At 70.9% G+C, this 21,018-nt stretch carries 13 protein-coding genes; 8 read left to right on the forward strand and 5 right to left on the reverse strand.

What is annotated here, in order from left to right; translation table 11 throughout:
- Position 1 precedes the first annotated feature (1 nt).
- The 5 genes from ET445_RS10360 to ET445_RS10380 form a co-directional block, all read right to left on the reverse strand.
- The gene (locus ET445_RS10360; protein WP_129191163.1) at positions 2-595 is read right to left on the reverse strand and encodes an energy-coupling factor transporter transmembrane component T family protein; all 594 of its coding nucleotides are present in this window, start codon (positions 593-595) and stop codon (positions 2-4) included.
- On the reverse strand, positions 592-1,287 hold the full coding sequence (locus tag ET445_RS10365; protein WP_129191164.1) for an energy-coupling factor ABC transporter ATP-binding protein: 696 nt from the start codon (positions 1,285-1,287) through the stop codon (positions 592-594). The genes ET445_RS10360 and ET445_RS10365 overlap by 4 nt, the downstream gene beginning before the upstream one ends.
- Positions 1,284-1,925 carry a biotin transporter BioY gene (locus ET445_RS10370; protein ID WP_129191165.1) on the reverse strand — a complete coding sequence of 214 codons (642 nt, stop codon included), beginning with the start codon at positions 1,923-1,925 and terminating at the stop codon, positions 1,284-1,286. Before ET445_RS10370 ends, ET445_RS10365 begins: the two co-directional genes overlap by 4 nt.
- 137 nt (positions 1,926-2,062) lie before the next feature.
- Positions 2,063-2,479 carry a hypothetical protein gene (locus tag ET445_RS10375; RefSeq protein WP_129191166.1) on the reverse strand — a complete coding sequence of 139 codons (417 nt, stop codon included), beginning with the start codon at positions 2,477-2,479 and terminating at the stop codon, positions 2,063-2,065.
- 192 nt (positions 2,480-2,671) lie between these two features.
- The gene (locus ET445_RS10380; RefSeq protein WP_129191167.1) at positions 2,672-2,860 is read right to left on the reverse strand and encodes a hypothetical protein; all 189 of its coding nucleotides are present in this window, start codon (positions 2,858-2,860) and stop codon (positions 2,672-2,674) included.
- Positions 2,861-2,968: 108 nt separating this feature from the next.
- Between ET445_RS10380 and ET445_RS10385 the strand changes: the two genes are divergently transcribed.
- The 8 genes from ET445_RS10385 to ET445_RS10420 all read left to right on the forward strand — a co-directional run bounded on the left by ET445_RS10385 (position 2,969) and on the right by ET445_RS10420 (position 20,885).
- The gene (locus ET445_RS10385; protein WP_129191168.1) at positions 2,969-3,562 is read left to right on the forward strand and encodes a TetR/AcrR family transcriptional regulator; all 594 of its coding nucleotides are present in this window, start codon (positions 2,969-2,971) and stop codon (positions 3,560-3,562) included.
- 19 nt (positions 3,563-3,581) lie between these two features.
- Positions 3,582-8,417 carry a YhgE/Pip family protein gene (locus tag ET445_RS10390; RefSeq protein ID WP_129191169.1) on the forward strand — a complete coding sequence of 1,612 codons (4,836 nt, stop codon included), beginning with the start codon at positions 3,582-3,584 and terminating at the stop codon, positions 8,415-8,417.
- A 72-nt stretch (positions 8,418-8,489) separates the two neighbouring features.
- On the forward strand, positions 8,490-10,733 hold the full coding sequence (locus ET445_RS10395; RefSeq protein ID WP_129191170.1) for a bifunctional alpha,alpha-trehalose-phosphate synthase (UDP-forming)/trehalose-phosphatase: 2,244 nt from the start codon (positions 8,490-8,492) through the stop codon (positions 10,731-10,733).
- A 10-nt stretch (positions 10,734-10,743) separates the two neighbouring features.
- Positions 10,744-12,441 (forward strand): dihydroxy-acid dehydratase, encoded by a 1,698-nt coding sequence (gene ilvD, locus ET445_RS10400; protein ID WP_129191171.1) that lies wholly within the window; start codon positions 10,744-10,746, stop codon positions 12,439-12,441.
- Positions 12,442-12,484: 43 nt separating this feature from the next.
- The gene (locus ET445_RS10405; protein ID WP_129191172.1) at positions 12,485-14,290 is read left to right on the forward strand and encodes an acetolactate synthase large subunit; all 1,806 of its coding nucleotides are present in this window, start codon (positions 12,485-12,487) and stop codon (positions 14,288-14,290) included.
- A gap of 2 nt (positions 14,291-14,292) precedes the next feature.
- Positions 14,293-14,802, forward strand: coding sequence for an acetolactate synthase small subunit (gene ilvN / locus ET445_RS10410; protein ID WP_129191173.1), 510 nt, complete (start codon positions 14,293-14,295; stop codon positions 14,800-14,802).
- Between the two features lie 63 nt (positions 14,803-14,865).
- Positions 14,866-15,894, forward strand: a complete 1,029-nt coding sequence (ilvC, locus tag ET445_RS10415) for a ketol-acid reductoisomerase (protein ID WP_129191174.1) — start codon at positions 14,866-14,868, stop codon at positions 15,892-15,894.
- A 326-nt stretch (positions 15,895-16,220) separates the two neighbouring features.
- Positions 16,221-20,885 (forward strand): ExeM/NucH family extracellular endonuclease, encoded by a 4,665-nt coding sequence (locus tag ET445_RS10420; protein ID WP_208008685.1) that lies wholly within the window; start codon positions 16,221-16,223, stop codon positions 20,883-20,885.
- Positions 20,886-21,018 lie beyond the last annotated feature (133 nt).

The following is a 21,018-nucleotide window of genomic DNA, read 5'->3' on the forward strand; positions in this document are numbered from 1 at the left end:
CTCAGTCGTCCGCGCCGCGCGCGATGAGCGCCTCGCCCATGCCCTCGGCCGTGCGGAGCGCACGCACGACGACGGGCACGGCGACCGCACGCAGCGAGTGTTCGACGCCGCGCGCTCGCCTCGCGTCGAGCACTTCGCGCACGATCTCGGTCATGAGCGGCACGGCGCGGATCGTCATGGCGAGCACGAGCCCCACGCGGTCGGCGTCGATCCAGCGCTCGAACGGGCGGAGCGCCGCGCGCATGGCGTCGAGCATCGCCGTCACGGGCGTCGTGAGCGTCACGAGGGCGGCGAGGGCGATGCATGCGACGATGCGGAACCCGATGAGGGCGGCCTGTTCCCAGCCCTGGAAGATGACGTTGAGCGGGACCGCGAGCAGCAGGAGCCATCCGACGGGGACGAGCTGCTGTGCGAGGGTTCGCGTCGGCACGCGCGCGACCGCGAAGAGCGCGAGGGCGACCGCGGTCGCGATCGCGGTCGCCCACCACGGGCGGAGCGCCACGATGACGACGACGGATGCCGCGAGCAGCACGAGCTTCCACCCCGCGGGCATGCGGTGGATGATCGAGCGCCCCGTGACGTAGGTGCCGATCACGGCGCCTCCACGGCGTCGATGAGCTCGCGGTAGGCGGCGAGCGACTCGGCGGGAGCGCCGTCGGCGACGATGCGCCCGCCGTCGACGACGAGCACGCGATCGAAGTGCTCGACCGTCTCGAGGCGGTGCGTGACGACCACGAGCTGCTGGTCGAGGGCGGCGAAATGGCGGTCGACGAGCGCGGCGTTGCGTGCGTCGAGGAGGGTCGTCGGCTCGTCGGTCACGAGGATCGACGGCTCCGACACGAGCACCGCAGCGAGCGCGAGGAGCTGCTTCTGCCCGCCGGAGAGACGGTGCGCCGGCCGGTCGGCGAGCTCGGCGAGCCCGAATCGCTCGAGCGTACGATCGACGCGCGCCGAGGCATCCGCGGCATCGAGCTTCAGCCGGCGGAGCGAGAACGCGACGTCCTCGCGCACCGTCGGCATGACGATCTGGGTGTCGGGGTTCGTGAACACGAACCCCACCCGGCGCCGCACCTCGCGCGCGTTCCGCGAGACATCCAGCCCGTCGACCGTGACGCGGCCCTCGGTCGGCTCGACGAGTCCGTTGATGAGCCGCGCGAGCGTCGACTTGCCCGAGCCGTTGGCGCCGACGATCCCGATGCGCCGCTCGGTGAGCCGTACCGAGACGTCGACGAGCACGTCGCCCCCGTCGTAGCGGTGGGTGACGTGCTCGAAGACGATCTCGGTCATTCTGCGGCGGATGCCTCGGTCGAGGGGACCGCGCGCTTCGCCCACGGCCACTCGCGTGCCGGGATGAGCCCCGGCCATGCCCGATGCACGGCCGCCGCGACGCCCGCGACGACGACGGCCTTGACGACGTCGCCCACGAGGAAGGGGAGTGCGCCGACGACGATCGCCTGGCCGAGCGGCAGGCCTGTCGCGACCGAGAGCCACGGCACTCCGACGAGGTAGACGACGATGACGCCGCCGATGAGACTTGCGAGAAGCAGCGAGAAGAACTTCAGACGCGGGGGGATGCGTGCCGCGAGCCAGCCGACGACGAACGCCGCCGGGATGAACGCGACGAGGAAGCCGCCCGTCGGCCCGGCGAGCACGCCGAGACCGGCCGCGCCGCCCGCGAGGATCGGGAGACCCGCGAGGCCCAGCACGACGTAGACGAGCACCGCGAGCGCGCCCTTGCGTGCACCGAGCACAGCGCCCGCGAGCATGACGCCGAGGGTCTGGAGCGTGATCGGCACGCCGATGCCCACGGGGATGGCGCCTGGCAGCGTGAGCGCGGCGATGAGCGCCGCGAACACGGCGATCTGGGCGAGGTCGCGCGCCGTGGTCTTGGCAGCGCTGCGAGCGGGTGCGGTCGCGGTCGTCATGGTTCCCCTTGGGATCGTGTTCGAGAAGTCTCGGGCGGTGTGCCTTGGCTTCACGCTACGAATCGGGGAGGGGCGGCGCAGGAAACGCCCTACAAAGAACGCGGGCGAACTTTGAACGACCGTGGTCGGGAGGGCCGCTACGCCGCGCGCGCCTCGAACTCGACCGGCGCGATCGACGGCAGGTCGGCGGCCTCGCGCACGGGCTCGGCCCACACGACGAGCGGCGCCGGCGTCCAGCTGAGCGCCATGGTGTCTTCGCCCTCGGGCACGACGACGGCGACCGTCTCGCGCTCGTCGAGGATCGCGCGCGTGAGTTCGGCGGCGATCTGGTGGGTGACGACGGCGTCGAAGATGCGGTCGGTGTCGCGCTCGGTGCGGCGCGTGAGCGCCCACTGCCCGTTGCCGCCGATGAACTCGGCGAGCTTCTGGTTCACGAGTTCGAAGATGTGCTCGCCGCGAAGGTCTGCGGCGGATGCCCGCTCTGCGGTCTGACCGGTGGACGCGGATGCGGCTTCAGCGGCGATCCTCGCTCGTCGGCGCCAGCGGCGGAACATCGGCAGCCCCTCTCGGTCGGGCGGGTCGGGCGGTAGGGTGCCCGTGCGCTCAGTCTGTCGGAATCGCCGTAGTCGGTGCCAATTGACACGCCGTAAGCAGGAACGGGAGCATAAGTTCCGGTTTCGGATGCCTCGGGGCGCCGTTCGTCCGCGGGGCTCCGCCGAGGCATCCGCTCGAAACGACGGCCGCGCTCAGCCGTCGATCTCGGGGCGCTTGGTGTCTTCGGCGACCGTGCCGATCGCGATGGCGAGGCTCGCGGCCCACGCGACCCACGCGAGGAGGAGGCGCCAGTCGCGAGGGCCCGCGATCGAGGCGCGCAGCACGCCGATGCCGCTGAAGATCGCACTGATGACGGCCCCGCTGAAGAGGTACTTGCGCATGCCGCCACGCTACCGGTCGGCGCGGCTCGCCGGGAGAAAGCCTGGGAGACCACCCTGAATCTGGCCGATCGGTCAGGATTCGACCGATCGGTCAGCTACCGTCGGGGCATGCCTTCCGACCTGACCGTCCCGGCACGCGTGCGTGCGAGCGACGAGCTCCGCCAGGCGGCGCTCGAGCAGTTCGCCGCAGTCGGCTTCGCGGGCACCTCGCTCCAGCAGATCGCCGACCATGCGGGGTACGCGAAGTCGAGCGTCCTCTACCACTACGGGTCGAAGGAGGCGCTGCTCGAAGCCGCCGTCGAGCCCACCCTCGTCGAACTCGAGGCGCTCGTCGCCGAGCTCGCCGGGGGCGGCCGCGCCGCCGCCGCGCAAGCCTCGTTCGCCGAGCGCTTCGTCGACTTCCTCCTCGGCCACCGGCTCGCCGTGTACGTCTTCGTGAACCACGCGCAGGCCATGCAAGGACTCCCGATCGCCGAGCGCGCGAGCACCGCGATCCGCGCCCTCGCCGACGAGATCTGCGCCGACGACGCCCCCGTCGTCGAGCAGATGCGCTTCGGCGTCGCGCTCGCGGGCGCAGCCTACGTGCTCGTCGCCGGCGCCACGTTCCTCGGCGAGCCGCTGCCCGACGCCGACGAGGCGAGCGTGCGCGACGCGCTCGTCACCGTCCTCCTCGAACTCCTCTCGCCCGTCTCGGGCCGCTGACCGGAAGGCTTGAACGACCGTGGCACTTCTTCTCCACCGCATCGGCCGGTTCGCGTACCGTCGGGCCTGGCTCGTGCTCGTCGGCTGGATCGTCGCGATCGCCGCGATCCTCGGCGTCGGGCTCGGCCTCGGCGGCCAGCTCCAGGAGTCGTTCGCGATCCCGGGCACCGAATCTCAAGAGGCCATCGACCACCTCGCGGCGGTGTTCCCCCAGACGGCGGGCGCCTCGGCGAAGGCCGTCGTGGAGGCGCCTGACGGAGCATCCGTCGAAGACGCGCCGTACCGCGACGCGATCACCGCGATGGAGACGCAGCTCGAGGGCGTCGACGGCGTCGCGAGCGTGCTCGGCCCGTTCGACGAGTATGCGGGCGACCAGGTGTCGGCCGACGGTCGCACCGCCTACATCCAGGTCCAGTTCGACGGTCAGGTGTCGGATGTCACGGATGCCTCCATCGCCGACGTCGTGGCGACGGGCGACCTCGCGTCCGACGCCGGCATGGACGTCGCGTTCGGCGGCGAGGTGTTCCAGGAGACGAGCTTCGGGCTCTCGATCACCGAGGTGTTCGGCGTGGTGTTCGCGGGGGTCGTGCTGCTCATCACGTTCGGCTCGCTGCTGTCGGCCGGGATGCCCCTTCTCACCGCGCTCGTCGGCGTCGCCGTCGCCTTCGGCGGCATCTCACTCGTCGCGGCCTTCACGACCGTCTCGTCGACCGCCCCCATGCTCGCCGTCATGATCGGGCTCGCGGTCGGCATCGACTACGCGCTCTTCATCCTGTCGCGGCACAGAACCGGCCTCGCGAGAGGGCAAGACCCTGAAGAGAGCGCGGCCGAGTCGGTCGCGACGGCGGGCGGCGCCGTCGTCTTCGCGGGCCTCACGGTCATCATCGCGCTCCTCGGCCTGCTCGTCGTCGGCATCCCGTTCCTCTCGGTCATGGGCGTCGGCGCGGCGTTCGCCGTGCTCGTCGCCGTGCTCGCCGCGACGACCCTCCTCCCCGCGATCATGGGGCTCGCAGGCACCAAGCTCGCGCCGAAGCCCGGCAGCCGAGCCCACCGCCGTGCGAACGCCGACGACGAGGGCGGGAAGCGCACGATGGGCCGGCGCTGGGTCGACCTCGTGCTGAAGGCCCCCGCCGTCGCCGTCGTCCTCGTCGCGGGCGTGCTCGGCACCGCCGCGATCCCCGCGGCGAGCCTCGACCTGAACCTGCCGAGCGGCGCGACCGCCGAGCACGGCACGCAGGAGCGCAAGGCGTACGACATGATCGCCGAGGGCTTCGGGCCCGGCTACAACGGCCCGCTCGTCGTCACCGTCGACATCACCCAGACGACCGACATCTTCACCGACCTCGACGACATCCGCGATCGCCTCGCGGCGCTCGACGGCGTCGCCTACGTCGGCGAGGGCCTGCCGAACGAGACCGTCGACACGGCGATCATCCAGGTCATCCCCGAGACCGCGCCCAACGACCCCGAGACCAAGCGCATCGTCGAGGAGATCCGCGAGCTCGAGCCGTCGATCACCGAAGACCTCGGCACGCCGATCGCCGTGACGGGCTACACGGCCGTCTCGATCGACATCTCGAACCGCCTGAACGACGCCCTGCTGCCGTTCGCGCTCATCGTCGTGGGGCTCTCGATCGTGCTCCTTCTCATCGTGTTCCGCTCGGTCTTCGTGCCTGTGAAGGCCGCCGTCGGGTTCCTCCTGTCGGCGTTCGGCGCGATCGGCGCGACCGTCGCGGTGTTCCAGTGGGGATGGTTCGCCGACCTCCTGCACATCGAGCCCGGGCCGATCCTGAGCTTCTTGCCGATCCTCCTTATGGCCGTGCTCTTCGGTCTCGCGATGGACTACGAGGTGTTCCTCGTGTCGGGCATGCGCGAAGAGTACGTCAAGACGAAAGAGCCGCGCCGCGCGATCACCCACGGCTTCCAGCACGCCGCGCGCGTCGTCACTGCCGCCGCGCTCATCATGTTCTTCGTCTTCTTCGCCTTCGTGCCCGAAGGGTCGGGCGTCATCAAGGGCATCGCGTTCGCGCTCGCGATCGGCGTCGCGTTCGATGCATTCCTCGTCAGGATGACCCTCGTGCCGGCCGCGATGGCGCTCGCCGGAAAGGCCGCGTGGTGGCTGCCCAAGTGGCTCGCGCGGATCCTCCCGAGCGTCGACATCGAGGGCGAGGGGCTCCGCGAGCACCTCGACCAGGCCGCCTGGGCGAGCCGCAGCGAGGCCGCGATCCGCGCCGACGGCGCCGTGTTCGGCCTCGCCGAGCGGCCCATCGGCCCCTCGACCTCGATGTGCCCGAGGGCGCGCTCCTCCTCGTCGAAGGCGCCTCCGTCGATCGCCGCGTCGTCGCCGCGACCCTCGCGGGCCGCCTCGACCCCGTCGAGGGACGGCTCGCGGTGCTCGGCGAACCCCTGCCGACGGCGGCCGGGCGCGTGCAGCGCCGCGTCGCCGTCGCCGAGGCGACCGCCGACGCCGGCACGGGCGCGACCGTCGGCGAAGTGCTCGCCGCACGCGTCGACGCGACGAGGCCCTGGTACCGGCTCACCCCGCCCGGCCGCCGAGTCGACCTGTGGGTCGAGCGGCTCAACGCGGCACTCGACCAGCCAGGCACCCGCACCGCCCGCATCGACCGCGAAGCCGCGATCGGCTCGCTCGGCGCCCGCGACCGCGCCCTCGTCGCACTCGCCGCCGCGCTCGCCGAAGGCCCCGACGCCGTCGTCCTCGACCTCGACGACGAGACCGCGACCGAGCAGGCCGCCTTCTGGCCCGCCGCTGCGCGGCTCGTCCCCGCCGGCACGACCGTCGTGGTCGGCGTCGGACACGGCCACCACGCCGCCGCGTTCGCGGCGCGAGGCATCCGAACCGTCACCCTCAGCCCCGCACTCGAGGAGGCCCTCCGATGAGCCCCAAGCTCCGACTCCAGTCCTTGCTGGGCACGACCGCGGCGCAGCGCCGCACCCGCTTCGGGGTGCTCATCGCCGCCGTCATCCTCGTGCCGCTCGCCGTCGCGGGCCTCGTCGCGGGCGCCCTCGGCGGCGCCGACCAACGACTCGAGACGATCCCCGCGATCGTCGTCAACAACGACGAGATGGTCACGATGACGGGCGCAGACGGCGCCGAGCAGCCCGTGCTCGCGGGCCGCCAGCTCGTGACCGAGCTGACCGGCCCGAACACGGCGGGCTTCTCGTGGACGATCTCGAACGACGAAGAGGCCGAGCAGGCCCTCGCGCGCGGCGACGCCTACGCGGTGCTCACGATCCCGTCGGACTTCTCTTCGTCGATCGTGTCGATCTCGGGGAGGACCCGCAGAAGGCCGACCTCTCGATCCGCACCGACGACGCGCACGGGTTCCTCGCGGGCGCCGTCGCGCAGTCGGTCGGCCAGGCCATGACGGCGACGTTCGGCCAGCAGCTCACGGCGCAGTACCTCGAGGGGTTCTATGCGAACCTGGCGGGCATGGGCGGCTCGCTCGGGCAGGCCGCCGACGGCGCGACGCAGCTGTCGTCGGGCGCGGGTTCGCTCGCGACGGGGCTCGGCGATCTGTCGTCAGGCGTTTCGCAGGCGGCCACGGGAGCGTCGGATGCCGCGGCCGGCGCCTGGGCCTACGCCGACGGCGTGCGCCAGTACACCGCGGGCGTCGACGGCATCGCCTCGGGCCTCGGCGGCCTCAGCACGGGCGCCGCGGGGCTCGATCAGATCTCGGACAACTGGGACGCCTACACGGGCGGCATCGCGCAAGGCGTCGCGACGGTCGACGGGTACCTCGGCCCGGCCTCCGACACCCTCGCGCAGATCCTCGCCGACAACCCCGACCTCCTGACGCAGTACCCCGAGCTCGGCGGCGTTTCGGCGACGATCGAGGGCGTCCGCACCCAGCTCGGCGACATGGCGTCGGGCGGGCAGCAGCTCGCCGCCGCCTCGCGCGGCGCGATCGACGGCATCCAGGGCGGCATTGCCGACCTCGCCGGGGGAGCGGCGCAGCTTTCCGCGGGCTCGGCGGGCCTTCGCGACGGCGCGACCTCGCTCGCGTCGGGCGTCGACGGCCTCGCCACGGGCCTCGGTCAGCTGTCGGCAGGCGCGTCGAGCGCGGCATCCGGAGCCACCGATCTCGCGGGCGGCGCGACGCAGCTCGCCGACGGGCTCACGCAGGGCGCGAAGGACGCGAGCGCCCTCTCCGACATCGACGCCGCGACGACCGCCGACGTCGTCTCGCAGCCCGTCACGGTCGACACCGCCCGCAACCACGAGATCTCCGGCTCGGGCGAGGTCATCGGCATGCTGTTCGCGCCCATCGGCCTGTGGGTCGGCGCGCTCGCGCTCTTCCTCGTGCTGCGCCCGTTCCCGCGCGACGCGCTCCGCAGCACGACCTCGACCGGCGGCCTCGTCGGACGCGCGCTCTGGCGCACAGGGCTCATCGCCCTCGCCCAGGCGGCCGCGGTCGTCGCGCTCCTGCACACGGCGCTCGGCGTGTCGTGGACGCTCCTGCCGCAGACGCTCGCGTTCTCGGCGCTCCTCGCGCTCGTGTTCACGGCGCTGCACGGGTTCCTGCAGACCGCGCTCGGGCGCGCCGGCACGCTCGTGTCGCTCGTGCTCGTGGCATTGCAGCTCGCGTCGACGGGCGGGCTCTACCCGGTCGAGGTGCTGAGCGGGCCGTTCCAGGCGATCAGCCGGCTGCTCCCGCTGACTTGGGCGGTCGAGGGCATGCAGGGCATCGTCGCGGGGGCGTCGAGCGGCCAGGTCGCGGGAGCGGCGGGCGTGCTCGCGCTCTTCGGCATCGGCGCGGTCGTCGCGACGGCCGCGGTCGTCGCGCGGCGCAGAGGCATCCGGTCGACAGGGTTCGCGGCGGCCGCGATCGGGTGACGGATGTCTCGGGGAGCCGGTGCCTCGGGTGAGGGGCTGCGCGATAGCCTGAACCCAGCGAGGAGGACCGCCATGACGCAATCCCCCGAACCACCTGACCTCTATCCCGACGCGGCCTACGACATGGTCGTGGTCTCCAACCGGCTGCCCGTCGACTACGACGAGGGGCCGGCCGGCGAGACGCGGTGGAAGAGCTCGCCCGGTGGGCTCGTGACGGCGCTCGAGCCCGTCATGCGCCAAGCCGACGGCGCGTGGGTCGGGTGGGCGGGCGTCGCCGACCGCGAGTTCGACCCGTTCGAGCACGACGGCATCTCGATCGTGCCCGTGCCGCTCTCGGCGGAGGAGCTCGAGGACTACTACGAAGGCTTCTCGAACGACACCCTCTGGCCGCTCTACCACGACGTCATCGCGCCGCCCTCGTTCCACCGCGAGTGGTGGGACGCCTACGTGCGCGTCAACCGGCGCTTCGCCGAGGCGGCGGCGCGCGCCGCCGCCGAGGGCGCCGTCGTGTGGGTGCAGGACTACCAGCTCCAGCTCGTTCCGCGGATGCTCCGGGAGAGCCGTCCCGACCTCGTCATCGGGTTCTTCAACCACATCCCGTTCCCCGCGTACGGCATCTACTCGCAGCTGCCGTGGCGTCGCCAGGTCGTCGACGGACTGCTCGGCGCCGACGTCATCGGCTTCCAACGGGCGACGGATGCCTCGAACTTCGCGCGGGCGGTCAGGCGGCTGTACGGCTACACGACCCGCGGCACGACGATCGAGGTGCCGACCGGCGACGGCGAGTCGCGCCGCGTCGTCGCGCGGCACTTCCCGATCTCGATCGACTCGGCTGGCTTCGAGGAGCTCGCGCGGAGGCCCGAGATCCAGGCGCGCGCACGCGAGATCCGCGAGAGCCTCGGCAACCCGAAGACCGTCATGCTCGGCGTCGACCGCCTCGACTACACGAAGGGCATCCGCCACCGCATGAAGGCCTTCGGCGAGCTCCTGCGCGACGGCCGGCTCAAGGTCGAGGACGCGATCCTCGTGCAGGTCGCGAGTCCGTCGCGCGAGCGCGTCGAGACCTACCGCCAGCTCCGCGACGAGATCGAGCTCACCGTCGGGCGGCTGAACGGCGACCAGGCGACCCTCGGGCACCAGGCGATCGCGTACCTCCACCACGGGTACCCGCGCGAAGAGATGGTCGCGCTGTACCTCGCCGCCGACGTCATGCTGGTGACCGCGCTCCGCGACGGCATGAACCTTGTCGCGAAAGAGTATGTGGCATGCCGGTTCGACAACGACGGCGTCCTCGTCCTGAGCGAGTTCACCGGGGCATCCGACGAACTCCGCCAGGCCGTCCTCGTGAACCCGCACGACATCGAGGGGCTGAAAGACGCGATCGTCGAGGCGATCGAGATGCCGCACCGCGAGCGAGCCCGGCGCATGCGCGCGCTCCGCCGGCGCGTGCGCACGAACGACGTCGCGAACTGGTCGGCTTCCTTCCTCGAGACGCTCACGGGCACGGGCAAGATCGCGGCGGGCATCTCTGAGCCGCTCCAAGTCGCCATCGCCGCGCTGGCCGACGTCGACCGGCTCCTCGTCGCCCTCGACTTCGACGGCACCCTCGCCCCCATCGTCGAGCGGCCCGAGGACGCGCGCGCGACCGACCGCGCGAGCAGAGCGATCGCGCAGCTCGCCGAGCTCGACGAGACGCGCGTCGCGATCGTGTCGGGCCGCGCGCTCGACAGCCTGCTCGAGGTCGTGCACCCGCCCGCGGGAACGCTCCTCAGCGGTTCGCACGGCGTCGAACTGCAGCTCGACGCCGGCGTCGTCACGGTCGACCTGCGCGACGCCGAACTCGCGCGGCTCCGCCGCCTCACCGAGCTCGTCGAAGGCGCGATCGCCGCTTCGCCCGCCGCGTGGATCGAGCGGAAGCCCGCCGGGGTGGCGCTCCACACACGGCGCATGCCCGCCAACGACGGCATCGCGTTGCAGCAGGAGGTGCGCGAGCTCGTGACATCCGAACTGCCCGACGTGACGACCAGAACCGGCAAGGCGGTTCTCGAGTTCGCGGTGCGCGCGAGCGACAAGGGCGACTCGCTCGCGAGGCTCCGACAGCATGTCGGCGCCGACGCCGTGCTCTACCTCGGCGATGACGTGACCGACGAGGACGCGTTCGCCGTGCTGGGCGACGGCGACCTCGGCGTGAAGGTCGGCCAGGGCAAGTCGATCGCCGCCCATCGGGTGCGCGGTCCCGAGGAGGTCTCGGAGCTGCTGGAGCTCCTTGTGCAGGTCAGGTCGAGCGCGCGCCGAGGGGCCTCTCGCTGGACATAGACTCGTCTCCATGTCCTCCCAGTTCGACCCCAAACCGCGCAGCCGCGTCGTCACGGACGGCATCGAAGCCATGACCAGCCGGGGCATGCTCCGCGCCGTCGGCATGGGCGATGCCGACTGGGACAAGCCCCAGATCGGCATCGCGAGCTCGTGGAACGAGATCACCCCCTGCAACCTCTCGCTCGGCCGCCTCGCGCAGGCCGCGAAAGAGGGCGTGCACGGCGGCGGCGGCTACCCGCTGCAGTTCGGCACCGTCTCCGTGTCCGACGGCATCTCGATGGGCCACGAGGGCATGCACTTCTCGCTCGTGTCGCGCGAGGTCATCGCCGACTCGGTCGAGGTCGTCATGCAGGCCGAGCGGCTCGACGGCTCGGTCCTGCTCGCCGGCTGCGACAAGTCGATCCCCGGCATGCTCATGGCGGCCGCGCGTCTCGACCTCGCGAGCGTCTTCCTCTACGCGGGCTCGATCGCGCCCGGCTGGGTGCGGCTGTCCGACGGCACCGAGAAGGACATCACGATCATCGACTCGTTCGAAGCGGTCGGCGCCGTCAAGGCCGGCAAGATGAGCGAGGCCGACGCAAAGCGCATCGAGTGCGCGTTCGCGCCCGGCGAGGGCGCGTGCGGCGGCATGTACACCGCCAACACCATGGCCTCGGTCGCCGAGGCGCTCGGCCTCTCGCTCCCCGGCTCGGCGTCGCCCGCGTCGGCCGACCGCCGCCGCGACTACTACGCGCACCGCTCGGGCGAGGCCGTCGTGAACCTCCTGAAGCACGGCATGACGGCCCGCCAGATCCTCACGAAGGAGGCGTTCGAGAACGCCATCGCCGTGGGCATGGCCCTCGGCGGCTCGACGAACATCGTCCTCCACCTCCTCGCGATCGCGCGCGAGGCCGAGGTCGAGCTCACCCTCGATGACTTCAACCGCATCGGCTCGAAGGTGCCGCACATCGGCGACCTCAAGCCCTTCGGCAAGTACGTCATGAACGACGTCGACCGCCGCGGCGGCGTCCCCGTGCTCATGAAGGCGCTCCTCGACGCGGGCCTGCTCCACGGCGACGTGCTCACCGTCACGGGCAAGACCATGCGCGAGAACCTCGAAGAGCTCGACCTTCCGGGCCTCGACGGCGAGGTGCTCCACACGCTCGACGACCCCATCCACGAGACGGGCGGCCTCACGATCCTCCACGGGTCGCTCGCCCCCGAGGGCGCGGTCGTCAAGACGGCCGGGTTCGACGCAGCCGTGTTCGAGGGCCCCGCGCGCGTGTTCGAGCGCGAGCGCGGCGCGATGGACGCGCTCACGAACGGCGAGATCAAGGCCGGCGACGTCGTCGTCATCCGCTACGAAGGCCCCAAGGGCGGGCCGGGCATGCGCGAGATGCTCGCCATCACGGCAGCCATCAAGGGCGCGGGCCTCGGAAAAGATGTACTACTCTTGACGGACGGTCGATTCTCAGGCGGCACAACCGGCCTGTGCATCGGCCATCTGGCACCCGAAGCGGTGGACGCAGGTCCGATCGCCTTGGTGCGCGATGGTGATCTGATTCGGGTCGATATCGCGGCCCGGTCCATCGACCTACTTGTCGAGGAGGCCGAGCTGGCCGCCCGCCGTGAAGGCTGGGCGCCGCTTCCCCCGCGCTATACCCGAGGCGTCCTCGCGAAGTACTCGAAGCTCGTGCGTTCCGCCGCAGAAGGCGCCACCACGGGCTGAGTCGCTGCGCTCTTTCGCATACCCAGTCACCAGAAGGAATCGAATGACCACGGAATCCACTCCCGTGCCATCGCCCGCGACCCTGCCCTCCGGCGTGCCCGAGGAGCTGACGGGCGCCGAGGCGGTCGTCCGCACACTCGAACTGCTCGGCATCAAAGACGTCTTCGGCCTGCCGGGCGGAGCCATCCTCCCCGTCTACGACCCGCTGCTCGACAGCAAGAAGCTGCGGCACATCCTCGTGCGCCACGAGCAGGGCGCAGGTCACGCGGCCGAAGGGTACGCGGCATCCAGCGGCAAGCTCGGCGTCGCGATCGCGACGTCGGGCCCCGGCGCGACCAACCTCGTCACCGCCATCGCCGACGCGCACATGGACTCGGTGCCCCTCCTCGCGATCACCGGCCAGGTGTTCTCGAACCTCATGGGCACCGACGCATTCCAGGAGGCCGACATCGTCGGCATCACGATGCCCGTCACGAAGCACAGCTTCCTCGTGAAGAAGGCCGAAGACATCCCGTCGACGATCGCGGCCGCCGTGCACATCGCGACGACGGGCCGCCCCGGCCCCGTGCTCGTCGACATCACGAAGGACGCGCAGCAGACCAAGGTGCCCTTCCGCTGGCCCCCGAAGGTCGACCTGCCCGGCTACCGCCCCATCACGAAGGCGCACGGCAAGCAGGTCGCGGCTGCGGCGCAGCTCATCGCCGAGGCGAAGCGCCCGGTGCTCTACGTGGGCGGCGGCGTCATCCGCAGCCGCGCCTCCGAAGAGCTCCTCGCCCTGGCCGAGTCGACCGGCGCCCCTGTCGTGACGACCCTCATGGCGCGCGGCGCGTTCCCCGACTCGCACCCGCAGCACCTCGGCATGCCGGGCATGCACGGCACGGTCCCGGCCGTGCTCGCCCTGCAGGAGGCTGACCTCCTCGTCGCGCTCGGCGCGCGGTTCGACGACCGCGTCACGGGCAAGGCGGCGCTCTTCGCGCCGAACGCGAAGGTCGTGCACGTCGACATCGACCCGGCTGAGATCTCGAAGATCCGCGTCGCCGACGTGCCGATCGTGGGCGACTTGAAAGACGTCCTCGTCGACCTCGGGGCCGCCTTCGGCGAACTCAAGTCGGCGAGCGGCTCGGCCGACCTCACCGAGTGGTGGGAGACCCTCGACGGGCTCCGCGCCGAGTACCCGCTCGGCTACTCGCCGACCTCCGACGGACTCCTAGCCCCGCAGTACGTGATCCAGCGCATCGGCGAGCTCACAGGCCCCGAGGGCGTCTACGCCGCGGGCGTGGGTCAGCACCAGATGTGGGCGGCGCAGTTCATCAAGTACGAGCGCCCCAACTCGTGGCTGAACTCGGGCGGTGCGGGCACAATGGGCTACTCGGTCCCCGCCGCCATGGGCGCCAAGGTCGCCGAACCCGACCGCGTCGTGTGGTCGATCGACGGCGACGGCTGCTTCCAGATGACGAACCAAGAGCTCGCGACCTGCACGCTCAACGACATCCCCATCAAGGTCGCGATCATCAACAACTCGTCGCTCGGCATGGTGCGGCAGTGGCAGACCCTCTTCTACGACGGCCGGTACTCGAACACCGACCTCAACACGGGCCACGACACCGCGCGCGTGCCCGACTTCGTGAAGCTCGCCGAGGCGTACGGCGCCCTCGGCATCCGCGTCACGAAGGCCGAAGAGGTCGATGCGGCGATCAAGCTCGCCCTCGAGACGAACGACCGCCCGGTCGTGATCGACTTCGTCGTCTCGGCCGACGCCATGGTGTGGCCGATGGTGCCGCAGGGCGTCTCCAACAGCTACGTCCAGTACGCGCGCGACCACGCGCCGGCATTCACCGAGGAGGACTGACCATGTCGACCCACGTGCTGTCGCTCCTCGTCGAGGACAAGCCCGGCCTGCTCACGCGCGTCGCGGGGCTGTTCTCGCGCCGCGGCTTCAACATCGAGTCGCTCGCCGTCGGCCACACCGAGATCGCCGGCCTCAGCCGAATCACGGTCGTCGTCGACGTCGACCAGCTCCCGCTCGAGCAGGTGACGAAGCAGCTCAACAAGCTCATCAACGTCATCAAGATCGTCGAGCTCGACCCCGCGCAGTCGGTGCAGCGCGAGCACCTGCTCATCAAGGTGCGCGTCGACAACACGACGCGTTCGCAGGTGCTCGAGGCCGTCAACCTCTTCCGTGCCCGCGTCGTCGACGTGTCGACCGACGCGCTCGTGATCGAGGTCACGGGCGACTCGGGCAAGACGCAGGCGCTCCTCAAGGTGCTCGAGCCGTACGGCATCAAGGAGATCGCCCAGTCGGGCCTCCTCGCGATCGGCCGCGGCGGCAAGTCCATCACCGAGCGCGTCTTCCGCAGCTGACATCCGACACACCAGAACCGCAACCAGCGTCACCGCAGACCTGAAACAAGGAGAAAGAACCACATGGCTGAGATCTACTACGACAAGGACGCCGACCTCTCGCTCATCCAGGGCAAGAAGGTCGCCGTCATCGGCTACGGCTCGCAGGGCCACGCTCACGCGCAGAACCTCCGCGACTCGGGCGTCGAGGTCGTCGTCGGCCTGAAGGACGGGTCGAAGTCGACCCAGAAGGCCGAAGAGGCCGGCTTCGAGGTCAAGAACGTCGCCGACGCGGCCGCGTGGGCCGACGTCGTCGTCATCCTCGCGCCCGACCAGTTCCAGCGCCACATCTACGCCGAGTCCGTGAAGGACAATCTGAAGGCGGGCGACACCCTCGTCTTCGGCCACGGCTTCAACATCCGTTTCGGCTACATCGAGGCGCCCGAGGGCGTCGACGTGATCCTCGTCGCGCCGAAGGCGCCGGGTCACACGGTGCGTCGCGAGTTCGTCGCGGGTCGCGGCATCCCCGACATCATCGCGGTCGAGCAGGATGCCTCGGGCACGGCGTGGGACCTCGCGAAGTCGTACGCGAAGGCGATCGGCGGCACGCGCGCCGGCGTCATCAAGACGACGTTCACCGAAGAGACCGAGACCGACCTGTTCGGTGAGCAGGCCGTGCTGTGCGGCGGCGTGTCACAGCTCGTCCAGTACGGCTTCGAGACCCTCACCGAGGCGGGCTACCAGCCGCAGATCGCCTACTTCGAGGTGCTCCACGAGCTCAAGCTCATCGTCGACCTCATGTGGGAGGGCGGTATCGCCAAGCAGCGCTGGTCGGTCTCCGACACGGCCGAGTACGGCGACTACATCTCGGGCCCGCGCGTCATCGACCCGCGCGTGAAAGAGAACATGAAGGCCGTTCTCGCCGACATCCAGGACGGCACGTTCGCCACGCGCTTCATCGCCGACCAGGATGCCGGCGCACCCGAGTTCCTCGCGCTGCGCGCCAAGGGCGAGCAGCACCCCATCGAGGTCACGGGCCGCGAGCTCCGCAAGCTCTTCGCGTGGAACTCGTCGGACGACGACGACTACGTCGACGGCGAGGTCGCGCGCTAAGCGTCAGCTCTGATTCGCGGCCCGTCCCGGTTCTCCGGGGCGGGCCGCGTTTCGCGTTTCGCGGCAACGAATGAGCGGATGTCCCAACCAACGTTGCTCGGATGAGCACGTTTTCCGTTCCAAACGGAGTGTTCACGCCAACTTCACATACTTCTCTTGTCCAGGACGCAAGATCACGCCAGTCTGACGACTGTCTGTGCCGGAATCCGGCGGTCGGATCTTCAGAAGGGGAGCGAATCTTGCGTCTGCAATCCAGAACTCTGCTCGGCGGCTTGACGGCCGCCGTTCTCGCGATCGGGGGTGTGACCGCGGTCGGCGCGCCGGCCATGGCGGCCGTGTCGCCGACCTCGCCCGTCATCATCAACGAGGTCTACGGCGGTGGCGGCAACAACGGAGCCACACACAGCCAGGACTTCATCGAACTCTTCAACCCCACCGACGCGCCCGTCTCGCTCGCCGGGTGGTCGGTGCAGTACGCGTCGAGTGCCGGCGCGTGGACGGCAGGCGGGCAGACCAACCTGACCGGATCGATCCCCGCGCGCGGGTACTACCTCGTCGGCGAGGCGTTCGGCAGCAACACGGCGCTCACGGCTCTGCCGACGCCCGACACGACCGGCACGATAGCGATGTCGGGCACGGGCGCCAAGGTCGCCCTCGTCAACTCGACGACGCGACTGTCGTGCGCCGGCGCGGCCTGCGCGACGACCGCGAGTGTCGTCGACCTCGTGGGCTGGGGCTCGGGCGTCAGCGCGTGGGCCGGCACCGCTGCCGCCCCCGCGACGTCGAACGCCACTTCGATCTCGCGCAGCACGACCCACGCGAACACGGGCGAGAACGGTGCCGATTTCACCGTCGGCACGGCGACCCCGCTGAACTCGGCGGCGCCGGCCGAGCCGGGCACGCCCACGGACCCCACGGACCCCACCGACCCGACCGACCCGACCGACCCCACTGACCCGACGGACCCGACCGACCCGACGGACCCCGGCACCCTGACGATTGCCGAGATCCAGGGCACGGGCGCCGCGTCTCCGAAGGTCGGGCAGACCGTGACCACGACTGGTGTCGTCACCGCGGCATACCCCGCCGGCGGCTTCAACGGCTACGTCATCCAGACGCCCGGCACCGGCGGCGCGATCGACCTCGCGACGCACGTCGCGTCCGACGCGATCTTCGTCTTCTCGTCGTCGACGGTCGCTTCGGTCGCCGTCGGAGACACGGTGCGCGTGACCGGCGCCGTGAGCGAGTTCAACGGGCTCACCGAAATCACCGTCGCGAACGCCGCAGGGCTCGAGAAGCTGCCGGCGGCAGCCCCCGTGACGCCCGCCGTCGTCGGCTGGCCCGCCGGTGACGCCCAGCGCGAGTCGCTCGAGTCGATGCTCGTCGCCCCCGAAGGCGACTTCACGGTCTCGAACACGTACGCGACGAACCAGTACGGCGAGGTGGGCCTCGCCGCCGGCACGAAGCCGCTCATCCAGCCGACCGAGGTCGGCGAGGCCGGCTCGGCCGAGGCCGCTGCCCAGGTCGCCGACAACGCCGCCCGTGCGGTCGTGCTCGACGACGGCGCGACGACGAACTTCCTGAACGCCGCGAACTCCGGCCTGACCCCGCCGTACATCTCGACGACCGCGCCGGTGCGCGTCGGCGCCGCGGTGACGTTCGACGCGCCGGTCATCGTCGACTTCCGCAACAACGTGTGGAAGCTCAACCCGACCGCGCAGTTCGTCGCGGGCGGCACCGCGCCGGTCTCGTTCGCGAACACCCGCACCGCCGCACCAGAGAGCGTCGGCGGCGACATCGAGGTCTCCTCGTTCAACGTCCTGAACTACTTCACGACCCTCGGCGTCGACTACGGCGGGTGCAGCTCGTACAAGGACCGTGCGGGTGACGGCGTGACCGTCAACACCTGCCCGGGTGACGGGCCGCGCGGTGCGTGGGACGCGGGCGACCTCGCGGCGCAGCAGGGCAAGATCGTCGCTGCGATCAACGCGCTCGACGCCGATGTCGTCGGCCTCCTCGAGATCGAGAACTCGGCCGTCGTCGACGGCGACGCCGACGAGGCGCTCGAGACCCTCGTGGCGGCGCTCAACGCCGCTGCGGGCGCCAGCACGTGGGCGTACGTGCCCTCGTCGGCCGACCTGCCCTCGACCTCCCTCCAGGACGTCATCACGAACGCGCTCATCTACCGCCCGGCGGCGGTCGAACGCGTCGGCGCATCGCACGCGCTCGGCACGCAGAGCGGCTCGGGCGGCGCGTTCGAGAACGCCCGCGAGCCGATCGGCCAGGAGTTCGCGCCCGTGGGCGGCGGCAAGTCGATCTTCGTGAGCGTCAACCACTTCAAGTCGAAGGGTTCGGCAGGTCCGTGGCCGGGCGACGCCGACGCCGGTGACGGGCAGGGCGCCTCGAACGAGTCGCGCGTCCGCCAGGCCGGTGCGCTGCGCGACTGGGTCGACTCGCTGACCGATGAGGGCGACGCCGTCGCGCTCGTCGGCGACTTCAACTCGTACACCGAGGAGGACCCGCTGCAGGTGCTCTACGCGGCCGGCTACGCCGACGCCGCGAAGACCCTCGCGACCGGCCAGTACTCGTACTCGTTCGACGGGCTCTCGGGCTCGCTCGACCACGTGCTCCTCAACGAAGCCGCGCTCGCCCGTGCGACGGGCGCCGACGTGTGGGAGATCAACGCCGAGGAGTCGATCGCGCTCGAGTACAGCCGGGCGAACTACCACGGCACGAACTTCTTCGCGACCGGCCCGTACCGTTCGAGCGACCACGACCCCGTGGTCGTCGGCTTCGACGACGGCCTCCTCGGCCCGATCGACCTCACGTTCCTGAACTTCAACGACTTCCACGGGCGCATCGACGCCAACACGGTGAAGTTCGCGGGCACGATCGAGCAGGAGCGCGCTGCGGCCGAAGCCGCGGGCGGTGCGGTCGCCGTCCTCTCGGCGGGCGACAGCATCGGAGCATCCCTCTTCGCCTCGGCGAGCCAGCGCGACAAGCCGACGCTCGACGTCCTCGACGCGCTCGGAGTCAAGGCCTCGGCAGTGGGCAACCACGAGTTCGACCAGGGCTTCGACGACCTGAAGAACCGCGTCGCCCCCGACGTCGACTTCCCGTACCTCGGTGCGAACGTCTACGCCAAGGGCACCACGACGCCCGTGCTGCCCGAGTACGCGATCATCGACGTCGGCGGGGTGAAGGTCGGCGTCATCGGCGCCGTCACCCAGCAGACGCCGTCGCTCGTCTCGCCCGGCGGCGTCGCGACGATCGACTTCGGCGACCCGGTCGACGCGGTCAACCGCGTCGCCGCGCAGCTGAGCGACGGCAACGTCGCGAACGGCGAGGCCGAGGTCATCGTGGCCGAGTACCACGAGGGCGCCGACACCGTCACGGCGGCTTCGACGCTCGAGTCCGAGATCGCCGAAAGCCCGACGTTCGCGAAGATCGTGAACGAGACCTCGCCCGAGGTCGACGTGATCTTCAACGGCCACACCCACCAGCCGTACGCCTGGCAGGCGCCGGTGTCGGGCGCCGAGGCCGCGAACCGTCCGGTCGTGCAGGCCGGCAACTACGGCGAGCGGATCGGCGAGGTCACGGTCAGCTACGACCGCGACCGCGGCGTCGTGACGGGCTCGACGTCGAAGATCGTGGCGCGCACGACGGCCGACGACGCGACCCTCGCGGCGACGTACCCGCGCGTGGCCGCCGTGAAGTCGATCGTCGACGCCGCCCTCATCCAGGCCGACATCATCGGCAACCAGCCGATCGGGTCGGTCACGGCCGACATCACGACGGCGTTCGCAGGCGGCTCGCGCGACGACCGCGCGAGCGAGTCGACCCTGGGCGACCTGGTCGCGAACTCGCTGCGCGACTCGCTCGCGTCGAGCTCGCGCGGCGGCGCCGAGATCGGCGTCGTGAACCCGGGCGGTCTGCGCGCCGACCTGCTGTACGCGCCCGACGGGGTCATCACGTACGCCGAGGCGAACAACGTGCTGCCGTTCCTCAACAACCTCTGGACGACGACGCTCACGGGCGCCCAGTTCCAGACGCTGCTCGAGCAGCAGTGGCAGCGGACGGCGGCCGGTGTGCCGATCAGCGGATCGGGTTCGCGCCCGTACCTGCAGCTCGGCCTCTCGGACAACGTGACGTACACGTTCGACCCGAACGCGGCGATGGACCACCACATCACCTCGGTCACGATCGACGGCGTGCCGCTCGACCCGGCGGCCGAGTACCGCATCGGCACGTTCTCGTTCCTCGCGCAGGGCGGAGACAACTTCTGGGCATTCCAGCAAGGCGCCCGCACCGTCGACTCGGGTCTCATCGACCGCGACGCCTGGATCGACTACCTGACGGCGCACCAGGGCCTCGCACCCGACTTCGCCCGCCAGGCGGTGCAGGTGCCCCAGGTTCCTGGAACGGTCCAGGCCGGCACGGCGCTGTCGATCCCGGTCGCGGGGCTCGACCTCACGAGCCTCGGTTCGCCCGCGAACACGACGCTGCAAGTGAAGCTCGACGGCACGCAGATCGGTTCGGTGACGGTCACGGCCGGCGCCGCGACGGTCGGCACGGTCATCCCGGCCTCGACGTCGGCGGGTGCGCACGTGCTCACGCTCGTCGCGACGCCGTCGGGCACGACCGTGACCCTGCCCGTCACGATCACCGCCGCGACGCCGACGGTTCCCGCCTGGAACCGCGGCGCCGTGTACCTCCTCGGCGACCGCGTCTCCTACCAGGGCCGCGTGTTCGAGGCGCAGTGGTGGACGTCTGGCGAGACCCCCGGGTCGTCGCCGTGGGGCGCCTGGTCGGAGGTCGGCGCGCCGGTCTCGACGCCCACGGGCACCTTCCTGAAGTGGACGGACTCGTGGATCTACACGGGCGGCGAGACCATCGCCTACAACGGCCACCTCTGGAAGGCCAAGTGGTGGACGCGCAACCAGGTGCCTGGCGACCCGTACGGTCCCTGGCAGGACCTCGGCAAGTACTGAATCCCGCGCTGAGGTGATCGTCTCAGCGTGAACCACGGCGGCCCGTCTCCCACGAGGAGGCGGGCCGTCGTCGTGCGCCGAGGGAAGGACGGCGACGGATGTCTCCCGGCAGGCCGCTTCTCGCGACCGGCAG

Origin of the sequence: Agromyces protaetiae (genome assembly GCF_004135405.1) — a bacterium.
GTDB lineage: Bacteria > Actinomycetota > Actinomycetes > Actinomycetales > Microbacteriaceae > Agromyces > Agromyces protaetiae.

Excerpts from the sequence above, each read along its gene's own strand:
- ET445_RS10365 (WP_129191164.1), bottom strand. The coding sequence starts at position 1,287 with ATGACCGAGATCGTCTTCGAGCACGTCACCCACCGCTACGACGGGGGC.
- ET445_RS10370 (WP_129191165.1), bottom strand. The coding sequence starts at position 1,925 with ATGACGACCGCGACCGCACCCGCTCGCAGCGCTGCCAAGACCACGGCG.
- ET445_RS10375 (WP_129191166.1), bottom strand. The coding sequence starts at position 2,479 with ATGTTCCGCCGCTGGCGCCGACGAGCGAGGATCGCCGCTGAAGCCGCA.
- ET445_RS10380 (WP_129191167.1), bottom strand. The coding sequence starts at position 2,860 with ATGCGCAAGTACCTCTTCAGCGGGGCCGTCATCAGTGCGATCTTCAGC.
- ET445_RS10385 (WP_129191168.1), top strand. The coding sequence starts at position 2,969 with ATGCCTTCCGACCTGACCGTCCCGGCACGCGTGCGTGCGAGCGACGAG.
- ET445_RS10395 (WP_129191170.1), top strand. The coding sequence starts at position 8,490 with ATGACGCAATCCCCCGAACCACCTGACCTCTATCCCGACGCGGCCTAC.
- ilvD (WP_129191171.1), top strand. The coding sequence starts at position 10,744 with ATGTCCTCCCAGTTCGACCCCAAACCGCGCAGCCGCGTCGTCACGGAC.
- ET445_RS10405 (WP_129191172.1), top strand. The coding sequence starts at position 12,485 with ATGACCACGGAATCCACTCCCGTGCCATCGCCCGCGACCCTGCCCTCC.
- ilvN (WP_129191173.1), top strand. The coding sequence starts at position 14,293 with ATGTCGACCCACGTGCTGTCGCTCCTCGTCGAGGACAAGCCCGGCCTG.
- ilvC (WP_129191174.1), top strand. The coding sequence starts at position 14,866 with ATGGCTGAGATCTACTACGACAAGGACGCCGACCTCTCGCTCATCCAG.
- ET445_RS10420 (WP_208008685.1), top strand. The coding sequence starts at position 16,221 with ATGGCGGCCGTGTCGCCGACCTCGCCCGTCATCATCAACGAGGTCTAC.